The following is a 13,555-nucleotide window of genomic DNA, read 5'->3' as shown; positions in this document are numbered from 1 at the left end:
TATATAAATTTCTTGGTGTTATTAGTTAAGGTATAAATATTCTTGCCTAGTTACTCAGAAAATTGAGAGGAGAACCATGCCGACGAAAAAGACCAAATAAGCAATGAGAGCGGTAATTTTCAAACTAGTAGGAATTCCAGAACGATAGCGTTTCAAAGGAAGAAAGAGGGCAACAAGCGCTCCCCCTACCAATCCCCCTAGGTGCCCGACGAGGCTTATACTGGGATGTCCTGACATCAAATCCATCAAATTAAAAGCGAGATTAAGAGCAATTAAAACTAAGAATTGGTTGCCGACTTGTTTCAGAACAGAGCTATTACCGATATAGCCAACAATGACTATAGCTGCGAAGAGTCCAAAGAGGGCGGTTGATGCTCCTGCTGAAACCACGGTCGGTGTAAAAAATAGGGTAGCAGCATTTCCCATCAGCCCTGCTAAAAGGTAGAGAAGGAAAAATTTTCCGGATCCCCAGAGCTCTTCAGTGATGCGACCGACAAAGTAGAGGGTAACGCCGTTAAAAATTAGATGCTCCCAGCCGATATGGACGAATATTGGGGAAATCAAACGCCAGATTTGCTTGTGGTCGTACTGAACTGCTCGGCCCAACATACCGCCGAAATGGTAGATAGCTGGGCCAGTCGTAGATTTCCCAAAATAAATAATTTGCAGAGCTAAAAAGACCAATAAAGTAAGAGCCAGCAAGGCATAAGTGACTGGATATTTTTTAAAATCTTTGATCATAGGTGAAGACCTTTCTAACTGGGACATCATGTGGATCAGCCTGAAAATCAACCTCTTGATAAGGATAGATAGTACTGACTGTAGAACCTTGGAAATCCTTTAAATAGCGATCATAAAAACCTGCTCCAAATCCGATACGATAACCTTTTGAATTGAAAGCTAGTCCTGGAACATGGATCAAGTCAATGCTAGTTTTAGCGACGGGCCGTTCATTTATGGGCTCTAGGAGACCAAATTTAGTCATTTTTAGTTGTTTTGGGGTGTATTCCGTAAAAATCATCTGACTTTTGGGGTGAGTTTTGGGTACTAAAACGGCTTTCCCATCTTTTTGAGCTTGAGTAATTAGGGCCTTGGTATTATACTCGAAATCAAAAGCCAGATAGGTTGCCAAAGTTTTGGCTTCTTGATATTCTGAACTAGCTAAGAGCTGATCCAGTAAAGCCTTGTCAATCTCAGCTTTACACTCCCTATTTTGCTCTTTTAACTGCTTTAAAACAGTTTGTCGAATCTCATTTTTTGACATGCTCTTATCTTACCATTTTTCCTGTGAATTGACAGATTTTATCGAAGAAAAAGGGAGGGGATAGACCCAAAAATTGAAAATTTTGGATCGTATCCCCTCTTGAATAAGTTGGTTTCAGCCTTGTGACGAAAGGAAAACCATCCAGCAAGGGTTCATTGGTGCTAAAGTACCTAATGAACTGTGCAGGGTTAAGACTAAGTTATCCTAGCTAACAAGTCTTGTTCCTAACCACCGTGCTAAGAGTGTATTCCAAAATAGGAATATACTGGACGAGCTTTTTCCTAGCCTCGAATTTAATTAGCACGATAGTTCAGAAATTGGCTGATAGTCTCGACTGCGAATGGCAGAACATCTTCATTAGGAGTCATTTTCGGACTGTGAAGAGGGTAGGCTGAATCAACACCTAGCCAGAACATAACCCCAGGAATTTGGTGAAGTAAATAACCAAAATCTTCACCGGTCATAGCTGGCAAGATATCAATCAGATTGGCATCTGTTTTTTGGTCAAAGAAGGCCATCAAGTCCTTAGCTAAGTCAGGGTCATTTTCAACAGGCAGATACCCCCCTTGAATCAGTTCAACGGCTACCTCTAAACCAAAGGATTTAGCAATCCCTTCTGCAATCTCTTGGAGTCGTTTTTGAGTTAATAAGTTCATTTCTTGAGTCAGTGTGCGGATGGTCCCATGTAATTTCGCTTCTTCAGCGATGACATTATTAGTAGTCCCGGCATGCAGCGACCCAAAGGTGACAACGGCCCCTTCGATCGGATCAACGTTACGACTGACGATGGTTTGAACTTGCGTCACAAAGTAGGCTGCAGCAACTAGGGCATCATTGGCCTTGTGAGGGAAGGCAGCGTGACCACCGGTACCCTTGAAAGTTACAAGGATTTCGCAGGTCCCTGCAAATAAGGTGCTAGTATTAGTAGCAATATCGCCAACCTTTAAATCTGGCCGAACATGGAGGCCATAAAATTCATCTGGCCGCCAATTACCAAAGGCATTTTCCTCGTACATAAGCTTACCCCCAGCCAAATTTTCCTCGGCAGGTTGAAAGAGGAAAAGTAAATTATTTTTAGGTTGTTTTTGAACCAGAGCATCTAACAGTCCCAGAGCCGTGGTCATGTGGATGTCATGACCGCAGGCGTGCATCCGTCCCTCATGCTGACTGGCAAAGTCTAAATCTGTAGCTTCCTCTACAGGCAGAGCATCGATGTCTGTCCGCCAGCCTACTGTTTTTTCAGGGGCAGAGCCATGCAAGAAAACTAAGATACCAGTTCGCCAGGTTCTTTGTTCGACAAAATTCTTGCCGTGAGTAATTTCAGTAATTTTATTCAAAAGGTACTTTTGTGTTTGATACTCTTCTAAGCCAATTTCAGGAATCTGATGGAGCTCTCGGCGGATTTTAATTAAATCTAACATAGAAATGAATCCTTTCATTAACGGACAAGCCTAACTGATTGAACAGGTTAGATTTCGTTATTCAAACAGTCTTTAGCTTATCAGTCGATAGGTTTACATAAAAAAGAGAGTGGGCAAACTCTCTTTATCACAGACTTAGAGGTTGCGTAAGGCATCTTCCAAGGCCGTTTTTTGTTGTGTCTTGGTGTCTATTTTCTTGATGACACGAGCTGGAACTCCGGCAACAACAACATTTTCAGGAACATCTTGGGTAACGATAGCACCAGCAGCAACGACCGAACCATTGCCAACCTGAACCCCTTCAATAACAACGGCATTAGCACCGACTAAAACATTGTCACCAATCCGGACGGGGTCAGCAGAAGCCGGCTCAATCACACCAGCCAGAACAGCGCCAGCACCGATATGGCTGTTCTTACCAACGGTTGCCCGACCACCCAAGATGGCTCCCATATCAATCATGGTTCCGGCACCGATTTCAGCACCGATATTGATAACAGCTCCCATCATGACCACGGCATTGTCTTCGATGGTCACTTGGTCGCGGATGATAGCACCCGGTTCAATCCGAGCATTGATATGACGTTTATCAAGCAGGGGAACAGCAGAGTTGCGACCATCCTGTTCAACCACATAGTCCTTATTTTCAGTCAAGTTGACCAGAAGGGGCTGGATGTCCTTCCAGTCACCAAAGAGAACGTTACCTAGCTTTGTTACAGATTCAGGGACATTTCCTGCCAACTGGCCTTCAAAGGTTACCTTGACATTGGTCTTCTTTTTAGCATTTCCAATATAAGCAATAATTTCTTGGGCGTTCATTTTCTGTGCAGTCATGATAGTCTCCATTCCTTTTTGTTTAAGCATTATTATACCAAAAATTCTGAAAATTTGGCGATAGAGTTTCAAAGAGCTTAAGAGTGGGATAAAAATAGGTAAGGAGTGAGAAAGAATCCAAAAATTAAAAATTTTGGTCTGTCTCCCCCGGCACAGTTGACTAAGTTTTCTGATTTGGCTTCTGGCAAAAAGAAAATCAGCCAACCCCTGCGCCAATTGGTAAATCGAGAGCAATAGTAAAAAGGTAAGACTTTCGTCCCACTCTCTATTTTCATTATAAAAGAAAAAATCCCTGACGGGACTGTATTAATTATCGCCAGTAGACATAGGTAGGATTAGGAGTGACGTAGACGAGGGTATTGCTACCAGCATTGAAGAGAAGAATAATATCCTTTTCTTTATACTCGTAGATATAGTAATTGCGAAGATTTCCTAAAGCGAAATCCACGGCTTTCCAGTTGAAGGCTCGAGCCTCTTCACGGGTAATATCTTTATTTTTAAAGAGGTTGATAATGCGCTTTGGTTCGTCTTGTTTTAAGGCAATTACCATTTGTGAACGGTCATTAATAATTGAATCAGGGTCGCCGAGAATTTGCTTGACCGTATCAGCAGTATATCCCTTGTAGTCAGGGGCAGAAGCGGTTAAGCCTGAGCTGGACCCTTCATAGTAAATCTCACTGCCATCGGTTGCATAAATCTTATCTTTTTTAGCAGAATCAGCATCCACAGGCAGATCATCTGGACGCCGATTCTTATGAAACTTTCCCTTAGTACTTGGACTCCCATCGTTTGCCGAGCTGGTGACGTTCGTCCGATCGGAGCTTGAATGACTTTTTGGGTTACAGGCTACCAAAAAAGCGCCGGATGCCAGCAGGCATAACAGCAATAATAATTTTCTTTTCATCATAAACCCCTAATCAATAAAAAGCCTATTTTCATAGGCTTTCACTTGTCAAGTTTATCCTCCCTGTAGGACTCGAACCTACGACCCATGGATTAAGAGTCCACTGCTCTACCAACTGAGCTAAGGAAGGAGAAAGAGCTGTATTGGTACCGATGATCCACGTTTTGTATTGAACCCGCAAGTTAAAGCAGGTGGGTAACTCGCTCTTGCTTAGTTGCTTCCGCGTGAAACGGCCTGCATACTGCAAAAAGACTTATGTTTCCCAAAATACAAAGATTTAGTCGGTCAACACAGTGATGTGGATTCGTATACCACAGCAGTTTTATGTTCTTATCATACCATTTTTGAAATTTTTTTCAAGGGGAAAATACTATTTTTTATGAAAATCCCTTTACTTTAATCAGAAAGTTTATCAATTCGGTCCTTGTTAGCCCCTAAAGCGCGTTCGTATTTACCTGTTTCATTGGCTGAAAAATAATTAATCCCTAAAAGTTTATCGGGTAAGTATTGTTGTTTAACCCACTTTTCCGGATAATTATGAGGATAGAGATAATCCTGAGCATTGCCTAATTCTTTACTACCTTTGTAGTGGCCATCACGTAAATGACGCGGAATTGGCAGGTTCCCAGATTTCCGTAAATCAGCTAAGGCAGCATCCATAGCAAGATAGGCTGAATTCGATTTAGGGGATAGAGCGAGATCAACCACAACATTAGCAATCAGAATCCGTGCTTCTGGAAATCCAATTTTTTGAGCCGCTTCTAGAGCTGTTACGGTGTGAATTTGAGCATCGGGGTTGGCCAGACCGATATCTTCGTAGGCAATTACAGTCAGGCGGCGGGCTAGACTGGGCAGATCGCCCGCTTCAATCAAGCGGGCAGCGTAATGAAGACTGGCATTGACATCGGATCCGCGGATAGATTTTTGCAGGGCAGACAAGACATCATAATGGCCATCGCCGTTTTTATCCATAGTAATGTAAGACCGCTGCAGACTGTTCTCGACTGTATCTAAGGTAATATGGCGCAGCCCCTTTTCGTCGGCTTGAGTAGACATAACAGCTAATTCCAAAGAATTGAGGGCTGACCGCAGGTCTCCGTTGGTGGCTGTCGCAATAAAATCTAGGGCCTCATGATCTAGGGTGATAGCAAAATCGAATCCCCGCTCTTTGTCGGAAATAGCTCGCTGGATAGCTACCTTAATGTCATCATTAGACAGAGGTTCCAGCTCAAAAATTTGCACCCGCGAGCGAATGGCAGGTGTGACTGAAAAAAAGGGATTTTCAGTTGTAGCCCCGATCATGATAATATTGCCGTTTTCCAACAGGGGCAAAAGAAAATCCTGCTTGGTCTTGTCCAAACGATGAATCTCATCTAGCATAAGAACCAAACCACCTGAGAATTTGGCCTCTTCTGCAATTTCCTGCAGGCGTTTCTTACTGTCAGTCGTAGCATTGAAAGTACGAAAAGCAAACTTAGTCGTCCCAGCAATAGCAGAGGCAATCGAAGTCTTACCGATCCCTGGTGGTCCATAGAGAATCATCGAAGAGAGCATATTGGCCTCAACCATCCGGCGGATAATTTTACCCTCACCGACGAGGTGATTTTGCCCGATAATTTCATCAATTGTTTTGGGCCGCATACGCAGGGCAAGATTAGCTGTCATAACTCACAGCTCCTTTTAATTGTAGATTTTTATGATAGAATTATTGTAACACAAAAAAGGATAAAGCAAGAAGAGGAGACGAGACCAGATGGCTAAGTATGGATTTTTATCAGTTCTGGAGGAAGAATTGGAACAGCACTTTGATTATGACTTTGCCATGGATTGGGACAAGCGAAATCACGCTGTGGAAGTGGCTTTTGCCTTAGAAGCACAAAATTTAGCAGCTATTGAAACTGTTGATGACAAGGGGGAGTTGTCAGATCAGGATGTCCTCTTCGAAGACTATGTCATCTTTTATAATCCTGAAAAATCACGGTTTGATGCTGAAGACTACTTGGTGACGATTCCCTATGAACCGAAAAAAGGCTTATCGCGCGAATTTTTAAACTATTTTGCAGAAACCTTGAATGCTGTTGCGACCGAGGGACTCAGCGATCTGATGGACTTCCTCAGCGATGATTCCATCCAAGAATTCGGCCTCCATTGGGATACTGATGCTTTTGAACATGGCAGAGCTAAACTCATCGAGACAGAGTTCTTTGAATATCCGAGGTATTAGGGTGACCAGTGATGTAGTGATGGATGCTATGAAAGGCGTAACTGATAATTATTGGGAGAATAAATAAAGATAAAATGGCTAATAGAGAAAGAATTTTGTTAAAAGATATTTTTAACTTTGATGAATTGTTGTCACGACCTGAGTATAAAGGGAGACGGATAAAAATTAGGTTTAATAAAAGTTGGATTAATAAAAATTGGATTGATTATGATTTTGCGAAGGGATATCATGACAAGGATGATGATTTTATTCCTTGGATTTTAAGTAGAGGCAGTGATATAAAAAGCCGAAATAATCCTAAAGATATTCAATTCCAATTTATTGAGGTAGAGTATCTCAATGGTTGTTCGTAGGTGCCTATCTTATTCTTGATAGAGACAGTAGAGTGCACACAAACGGTGTTAAGTATGCAAGTGCCCAGCGACTAACCGAATTTGATAAGTACAAAGAAAGGCTAATATTAAATTGGAAAAATAAGGGGCAAAGTTGGTTTTACACTAATAGAAGCATTATTGATAATGAGATGGAAGTTGAGCTAGTTTCCTCACAATCGTACTTTGATAGAAATATTGATTTTCCTGGATTTGAAAATTTATCGCGGTCCTATTCAGACTTAAAGAAACATTTTAATAACCCAAGTTGGCGAAACCCTCTATCTTCCATTTATGGAGTTTATGTTATTACAGACACGAAAACGGGAAAGTTGTATGTTGGTTCAGCGTATGGCCAAGATGGGATTTATGGACGTTGGTCAGCCTACCTTAAAGATGGATACGATAAGGAAGAATGTGAGGATAACCAATATCCTAATAAGGGACTTAGAGAATTAGTACATAACAAGGGTCTTAAGTACATTCAAACGAATTTTCAATACACTCTTCTGGAAATTTTTAGCAAAAATGACATTGGGAAACAAAAAGCATTAGAGAGAGAAAAGTATTGGAAACAAGTTTTAAAATCTAGAGAGCATGGCTACAATGAAAATTAAAAAATTGATGTTTGCTAATAGTAAAATCATTAAAGGAGGCTTATCATGGACAAGTGGCAAGAGTTAAGTGTTGTGGTTGATCGAGAGGCTCAGGAAGCGGTGGCTAATATTTTAGTAGAATCAGGCAGTCAAGGGGTAGCTATTGAGGATAGTGCGGACTATCTTGGACCTGTTGGCAAGTATGGTGAGCTCTTCCCAGAGGTTGAGCAGTCTGACATGATTAGGATTACAGCCTACTATCCTGAGTCAATGGCTATCGAAGCTATCAAATCTGAGGTCAGCCAAGCTATCCGACAGCTGCCAGATTTTGGCTTGAAAACGGGTCAGATGAGCCTATCTCATCATGAATTGGCTGAGGCGGATTGGGCGGAAAACTGGAAGAGGTACTACCAGCCGAGTCGTATCAGTCACGATTTAACCATTGTGCCAAGTTGGACGGACTACCAACCCTCTCAGGGTGAAAAAATTATTAAGCTAGATCCCGGTATGGCTTTTGGGACAGGAACCCATCCAACGACTAAGATGAGTCTTTATGCCTTGGAGCAAGTTCTGCGGGGCGGTGAAACAGTTCTAGATGTGGGGACAGGTTCTGGTGTTCTTTCTATCGCCAGCTCCCTGCTGGGGGCCAAGGCCATCTATGCCTATGACTTAGATGATGTAGCTGTTCGGGTAGCTCAGGAAAACATAGCTCTCAACCCTGACATGGGTAATATTCATGTAGCTACTGGCAACCTTCTTGAAGGTGTTGAGCAGGAAGCGAGTGTTATCGTGGCCAATATTCTAGCGGATATCCTAGTTAACTTAACCGATGATGCCTACCGTCTGGTCAAGGATGAGGGTTATCTGATTCTTTCAGGCATTATTGCTGAGAAACTGGATCTCGTCTTAGAAGCTGCCTATAGTAGTGGTTTCCTACTAGAAACCCAGATGATTCAAGGCGAATGGCATACTCTTATTTTCAAAAAGACCGATGATCTGTCAGGTGTAATTGGAGGTTAGATGCAACAGTATTTTATTAAGGGTCAACCGGAAAATCCTCTCGTTATCACAGATAAAGACACCGCCAAACACATGTTTCAGGTTATGCGGTTGAAGGCAGAAGATCAGGTTGTCTTAGTCTTTGAAGATGGCATTAAGCGCTTAGCCAAAGTCATTAGCCCAACTCAGCAGGCTCTGGAACTGATAGAGAAGTTTGACGATAATGTAGAACTGCCGGTTTCTGTTACCATTGCCTCTGGTTTTCCCAAGGGCGACAAGTTGGACTGGGTAACCCAAAAAGCTACAGAACTAGGAGCTAAAGCTATTTGGGCCTTTCCTGCGGATTGGTCGGTTGCTAAATGGGATGGCAAAAAATTGTCTAAAAAAGAAGAGAAGTTGGCTAAAATTGCTCTGGGTGCTGCTGAGCAGTCCAAACGTAATCGAGTGCCTGATATTAGGCTATTTGCCCAAAAGTCTGAGTTTATCAAGCGGTTATCGGTATTTGATAAGGTATTTATCGCCTATGAAGAATCCGCTAAACAAGGAGAGCAGGCTGCTTTGGCGCGTGAATTGGAACAAGTTTCAGCAGGCAGTAAGGTCCTCTTCATCTTTGGACCCGAAGGTGGGATTTCTCCAAAAGAAATTGACGCTTTCGAGCAGGCTGGAGCAATCAAGATAGGCTTAGGCCCTCGGATTATGCGGACTGAAACGGCTCCCTTATATGCCCTGAGTGCCGTCAGCTTTTATACAGAATTAATGAGGATTTAAAAAAATGCCATACTGGCGTTTTTTTAAATCTTTTTTCCGTTAAAGGTGAAACGGATATGGGCATAATCCTTTTCGCCATTTTTACCGTCCATAAAGGCTTGGGCTTCTTTTTTGATCTGCACTAAATCGACCCCTTGGGCTTTAGCGGCAAAGACGCAGCCGCAGTAGCACTGACGGTAGATATCGTATTCCTTGCACATTTCTACAGAGCGTTGGTAGCCTTGATTTTTCTTGAAATCGCTCGGAAGATATTGGGTGTCGTAAATCTTCTGCACATCAAGTCCAACCGCATTAATAGTTTGGGAGTTCTTGTGGGGGCTGATGGTTAAGGCACTACCAAAATAGTCGAAACCAAGTTCTACTGCCTTTTCAGCCGTTTTATCTAAGCGATAGTCATAGCAGACCCGGCAGCGATCTCCGCCTTCGGGCTCGTTTTCTAATCCGTGGACGGTTCGGAAAAATTCATTAGGAACATAAGGAGCACCCAAAAATTGGACGGTCTGCCCAGTGTTTTTATTAAAATCATGAATAAATTTCTCAACCACATATTGCCGTCTTTGGTATTCCGCCTTGGGATGAATGTTAGAGTTAGCAAAATAAACCGTGATATCCGCCCATTGGCTCAGATATTCCAGTGTGTAAGTACTGCAAGGAGCACAGCAGACATGCATGAGTATCCTAGGTCTCAATTCTTGAGCTTGCCAGTTGGCAACCATTTTTTGCATGACACGATCATAGTTGATTTTTTGGTTAGGATTCATTTTTGCTAAGATGTCTTGACTATCAATCATAAGGTAATCCTTGGCCTTTCTTGCTTATAGTTTATCATAAATTGAAAGGTCTGACGAATCTAGGAAAATCAAGCAGCTAGAGCTGGAAAGTTTTCTCGGTTTTTCGCCTTTTCTTCCTATATGAAAAGTGTTAAAATTAAGGCAACTTAAAGTCCTTAGGAATAGCTTTAATACTCTGCAAAAATCAAAAATAGGACATTTGGTGATGGATATCAATATACTTTGTGACATGAAGTACAATAAAGACAAGGCTATATTATTACAAAATGCTTCTAGGTGTTAGTCCAGAGTTAATTATTTTAATGGCCGAAGTGTGATTAATTTTTGATTTCAATAGGTGTAGCCTAGCTTAGTCAAGCTAAGTTGGCGAGCTTTTCTAGTGATGAGAATAAGTTTTAGTTAGAGGTAGCGAAATGGCAAGTAACCCAAATTTAAAGGGACCAGAAGTTGTTGATGCGGTTAAAACCTATATGGCACCGGCAGATGTTGCTCTGGTTCAAAAGGCTTTGGATTATGCAACAGAAGCTCATAAAACGCAAAGGCGGCAATCGGGCGAACCCTATATTATTCATCCCATTCAAGTGGCTGGGATCTTAGCTGATTTACAGCTGGATGCTGTAACGGTTGCCTGTGGTTTTCTTCACGATGTAGTGGAGGATACAGAGGTCACCCTGGAAGATCTTGAAAGAGATTTTGGAATCAAAGTCAGCCAGATTGTTGATGGGGTTACCAAGTTAGGGAAAGTAAAGTACAAATCCCATGAAGAACAATTGGCCGAAAACCACCGTAAAATGCTTATGGCCATGTCTAAGGATATCCGAGTTATTTTGGTTAAGCTGGCTGACCGTCTCCATAATATGCGGACCCTAAAACATTTACGGCCTGACAAACAAAAACGGATATCTCGTGAAACCATGGAAATTTATGCCCCTTTAGCCCACCGTTTGGGGATTAGTGCTATCAAGTGGGAACTGGAAGATTTAGCCTTTCGTTATCTCAATGAGGTAGAATTCTATAAGATTTCCCACATGATGCACGAAAAGCGGCGGGAACGCGAAAGTTTAGTGGATGAGATTGTTGAGAAAATCAAAGATTATACAGCTGAACAGGGGCTTCACGGAAAGATTTACGGTCGACCTAAACACATTTATTCTATTTACCGTAAAATGCGGGATAAGAAGAAACGCTTCGATCAGATTTATGATTTGATTGCTATCCGCTGTATTATGGATACCCCTAGCGATGTATATGCCATGCTGGGCTATATCCATGAGCTTTGGCGTCCTATGCCGGGACGGTTCAAAGACTATATTGCCAATCCAAAATCGAACGGCTACCAATCCATTCATACAACGGTTTATGGCCCTAAGGGTCCTATTGAAATTCAAATTCGTACCCAAGAGATGCACGAGGTAGCTGAGTATGGGGTTGCTGCCCACTGGGCCTATAAGAAGGGTATCAAAGGTAAGGTCGATGCTCAAGAATCCGCTATTGGGATGAACTGGATTCAGGACTTGGTTGAACTGCAGGCAGGCTCTAACGGAGATGCTCAGGAATTTGTCGACTCAGTCAAGGAGGACATCTTCTCCGCTCGTATCTACGTTTTCACGCCTTCAGGAGATGTGCAGGAGCTGCCTCGGGATTCTGGCCCTATTGATTTTGCCTATGCCATTCATACCCAAGTGGGCGAAAAAGCTGTCGGAGCTAAGGTCAATGGCCGTATGGTCCCCTTGACAGCTAAGCTCAAGACCGGTGATGTGGTTGAGATTGTTACCAATCAGAATTCCTTTGGTCCAAGCCGAGACTGGATAAAGTTAGTCAAGACAACCAAAGCCCGCAATAAGATTCGCCAATTCTTTAAAAACCAAGATAAAGAAATGTCTATCAGCAAGGGACGTGATTTGTTGATTGACTATTTCCAAGAGCAAGGTTATGTGGCCAATAAATATCTGGACAAGAAACATATTGATGAAATTCTGCCTAGAATGAGTGTCCGCAGTGAGGAAGCTCTCTATGCTGCTATTGGTTTTGGTGAAATCAGTGCCACCACCGTCTTTAACCGACTGACTGAAAAAGAAAGACGTGAAGAAGAGCGAGCTAAGGCCAAGGCAGAGGCTGATGAATTGATCAATGGCGGTGAGGTCAAGCATCAGAACAAGGATGTTCTCAAGGTAAAAAGTGAAAACGGGGTCATCATCCAAGGTGCTTCTGGGCTTTTAATGCGGATCGCCAAGTGCTGTAACCCTGTTCCGGGAGATCCGATTGAGGGCTATATTACCAAGGGACGTGGAGTAGCTATCCACCGCGCAGACTGCCATAATATTAAAAGTCAGGATGGTTACGAACAAAGACTGATTGATGTTGAGTGGGATGAATCCAGCAAACTGGGCCAAGAGTATTTAGCAGAGATTGATATTTATGGTCTCAATCGTTCGGGGCTCCTAAACGATATCCTGCAAATCCTATCAACACAAACTAAGAGTATTTCAACTGTTAATGCTCAACCAACCAAAGACATGAAATTTGCCAATATTCATGTTAGCTTCAAAATCCCTAATTTAAACACCTTAACAACGGTTGTCGATAAGATAAAGGTAGTCCCTGATGTCTATTCCGTAAAACGGACAAATGGTTAAGTAGATACCTAATTCTCTTGCCTAAGATCCTAAAACTTAAAATGGAGGCCATAAACGATTATGAGAATTGTCTTGCAGCGAGTTAGTCAAGCGCAGGTAAGTATTGACGGGGAAATGGTTGCTTCAATTGGTTCAGGCCTTTTGTTACTGGTTGGGGTTGACCCTGAAGATCATCAAGAAGACTTGGAATATATGGCTCGCAAAGTCCTTAATATGAGGGTCTTCTCTGATGATGAAGGGAAGATGAATCTTTCGGTGAAAGATATTGGGGGAAAAATTCTTTCAGTTTCTCAATTTACTTTGTTTGCAAATACGAAAAAGGGAAATCGTCCAGCCTTTACAGAGGCAGCCCCACCCAAAATGGCCAGAAAACTTTACCAAGACTTCAACCAAATTCTTTCCCGAAAAATTCCTCTTGAGACTGGAGAATTTGGGTCGGACATGAAAGTGTCTTTGATCAATGATGGACCAGTGACAATTCTTCTTGACAGCAAAAATCGCTAAAAAGATTAAAAATCTGAGAAAGCTTGATTTAACAAGTGTTTTAGGGATTGAATTATTTCAACTACCAAATTGTTCACATTTTGTAATAAAATAGTAATAAGTTAGATAATTTGAGTTTTATGTAATGGAGGAAGCAGGCCATCGCGGGCCTTGCTTCTTTTTTTATTTGACAAAGTCAGTAAAATCAAGATAGTTTTGGGTATGAAATTAGTTACTGCTTTCAAGTATTGGGGTTGAGTTTTC

The 13,555-nt window shown here is 42.1% G+C and carries 14 protein-coding genes, 1 tRNA gene and 1 other RNA gene; 7 read left to right on the top strand and 9 right to left on the bottom strand.

What is annotated here, in order from left to right; all coding sequences use genetic code 11:
- Positions 1–54: 54 nt before the first annotated feature.
- The 8 genes from ACFSN5_RS09950 to ACFSN5_RS09915 form a co-directional block, all read right to left on the bottom strand.
- Positions 55–741 carry a rhomboid family intramembrane serine protease gene (locus ACFSN5_RS09950; RefSeq protein ID WP_165212913.1) on the bottom strand — a complete coding sequence of 229 codons (687 nt, stop codon included), beginning with the start codon at positions 739–741 and terminating at the stop codon, positions 55–57.
- On the bottom strand, positions 725–1,264 hold the full coding sequence (locus ACFSN5_RS09945) for a 5-formyltetrahydrofolate cyclo-ligase (protein WP_165212911.1): 540 nt from the start codon (positions 1,262–1,264) through the stop codon (positions 725–727). Before ACFSN5_RS09945 ends, ACFSN5_RS09950 begins: the two co-directional genes overlap by 17 nt.
- 293 nt (positions 1,265–1,557) lie before the next feature.
- Positions 1,558–2,685 (bottom strand): N-acetyldiaminopimelate deacetylase, encoded by a 1,128-nt coding sequence (locus ACFSN5_RS09940; protein ID WP_165212909.1) that lies wholly within the window; start codon positions 2,683–2,685, stop codon positions 1,558–1,560.
- Between the two features lie 135 nt (positions 2,686–2,820).
- On the bottom strand, positions 2,821–3,519 hold the full coding sequence (dapD, locus tag ACFSN5_RS09935) for a 2,3,4,5-tetrahydropyridine-2,6-dicarboxylate N-acetyltransferase (RefSeq protein ID WP_004227667.1): 699 nt from the start codon (positions 3,517–3,519) through the stop codon (positions 2,821–2,823).
- A gap of 310 nt (positions 3,520–3,829) precedes the next feature.
- The gene (locus ACFSN5_RS09930) at positions 3,830–4,405 is read right to left on the bottom strand and encodes a DUF4947 domain-containing protein (protein WP_165212961.1); all 576 of its coding nucleotides are present in this window, start codon (positions 4,403–4,405) and stop codon (positions 3,830–3,832) included.
- Positions 4,406–4,480: 75 nt separating this feature from the next.
- Positions 4,481–4,553: transfer RNA gene (locus ACFSN5_RS09925), tRNA-Lys, on the bottom strand.
- 1 nt (position 4,554) lies between these two features.
- A non-coding RNA gene (gene ssrS / locus ACFSN5_RS09920) (6S RNA) lies at positions 4,555–4,746 on the bottom strand.
- Between the two features lie 73 nt (positions 4,747–4,819).
- The gene (locus ACFSN5_RS09915) at positions 4,820–6,088 is read right to left on the bottom strand and encodes a replication-associated recombination protein A (protein ID WP_165212907.1); all 1,269 of its coding nucleotides are present in this window, start codon (positions 6,086–6,088) and stop codon (positions 4,820–4,822) included.
- Positions 6,089–6,176: 88 nt separating this feature from the next.
- Here ACFSN5_RS09915 and ACFSN5_RS09910 point away from each other — a divergent pair, with 88 nt between their 5' ends.
- The 5 genes from ACFSN5_RS09910 to ACFSN5_RS09890 all read left to right on the top strand — a co-directional run bounded on the left by ACFSN5_RS09910 (position 6,177) and on the right by ACFSN5_RS09890 (position 9,381).
- On the top strand, positions 6,177–6,647 hold the full coding sequence (locus tag ACFSN5_RS09910; RefSeq protein ID WP_165212905.1) for a DUF3013 family protein: 471 nt from the start codon (positions 6,177–6,179) through the stop codon (positions 6,645–6,647).
- 74 nt (positions 6,648–6,721) lie between these two features.
- On the top strand, positions 6,722–7,000 hold the full coding sequence (locus tag ACFSN5_RS09905; protein WP_241154228.1) for a hypothetical protein: 279 nt from the start codon (positions 6,722–6,724) through the stop codon (positions 6,998–7,000).
- Positions 7,001–7,032: 32 nt separating this feature from the next.
- Positions 7,033–7,635: a GIY-YIG nuclease family protein gene (locus tag ACFSN5_RS09900; protein WP_241154227.1), complete on the top strand. Its 603-nt coding sequence runs from the start codon at positions 7,033–7,035 to the stop codon at positions 7,633–7,635.
- A 45-nt stretch (positions 7,636–7,680) separates the two neighbouring features.
- Complete coding sequence (gene prmA / locus ACFSN5_RS09895; protein WP_165212903.1) at positions 7,681–8,634, top strand: 50S ribosomal protein L11 methyltransferase; 954 nt, start codon at positions 7,681–7,683, stop codon at positions 8,632–8,634.
- On the top strand, positions 8,635–9,381 hold the full coding sequence (locus ACFSN5_RS09890) for a 16S rRNA (uracil(1498)-N(3))-methyltransferase (RefSeq protein ID WP_165212901.1): 747 nt from the start codon (positions 8,635–8,637) through the stop codon (positions 9,379–9,381).
- Positions 9,382–9,404: 23 nt separating this feature from the next.
- Here ACFSN5_RS09890 and ACFSN5_RS09885 read toward each other — a convergent pair whose 3' ends face one another.
- Complete coding sequence (locus tag ACFSN5_RS09885) at positions 9,405–10,172, bottom strand: epoxyqueuosine reductase QueH (protein ID WP_165212899.1); 768 nt, start codon at positions 10,170–10,172, stop codon at positions 9,405–9,407.
- Between the two features lie 413 nt (positions 10,173–10,585).
- Between ACFSN5_RS09885 and ACFSN5_RS09880 the strand changes: the two genes are divergently transcribed.
- On the top strand, positions 10,586–12,808 hold the full coding sequence (locus ACFSN5_RS09880) for a RelA/SpoT family protein (protein WP_165212897.1): 2,223 nt from the start codon (positions 10,586–10,588) through the stop codon (positions 12,806–12,808).
- A gap of 60 nt (positions 12,809–12,868) precedes the next feature.
- Entirely contained in the window at positions 12,869–13,312 is a 444-nt protein-coding gene (gene dtd / locus ACFSN5_RS09875) for a D-aminoacyl-tRNA deacylase (protein WP_165212895.1), read from the top strand.
- Positions 13,313–13,555 lie beyond the last annotated feature (243 nt).

This window comes from Streptococcus tangpeifui, assembly GCF_044503215.1.
In the GTDB taxonomy this organism is placed as follows: domain Bacteria; phylum Bacillota; class Bacilli; order Lactobacillales; family Streptococcaceae; genus Streptococcus; species Streptococcus tangpeifui.
This window is presented reverse-complemented; position numbering and strand designations above follow the sequence as displayed.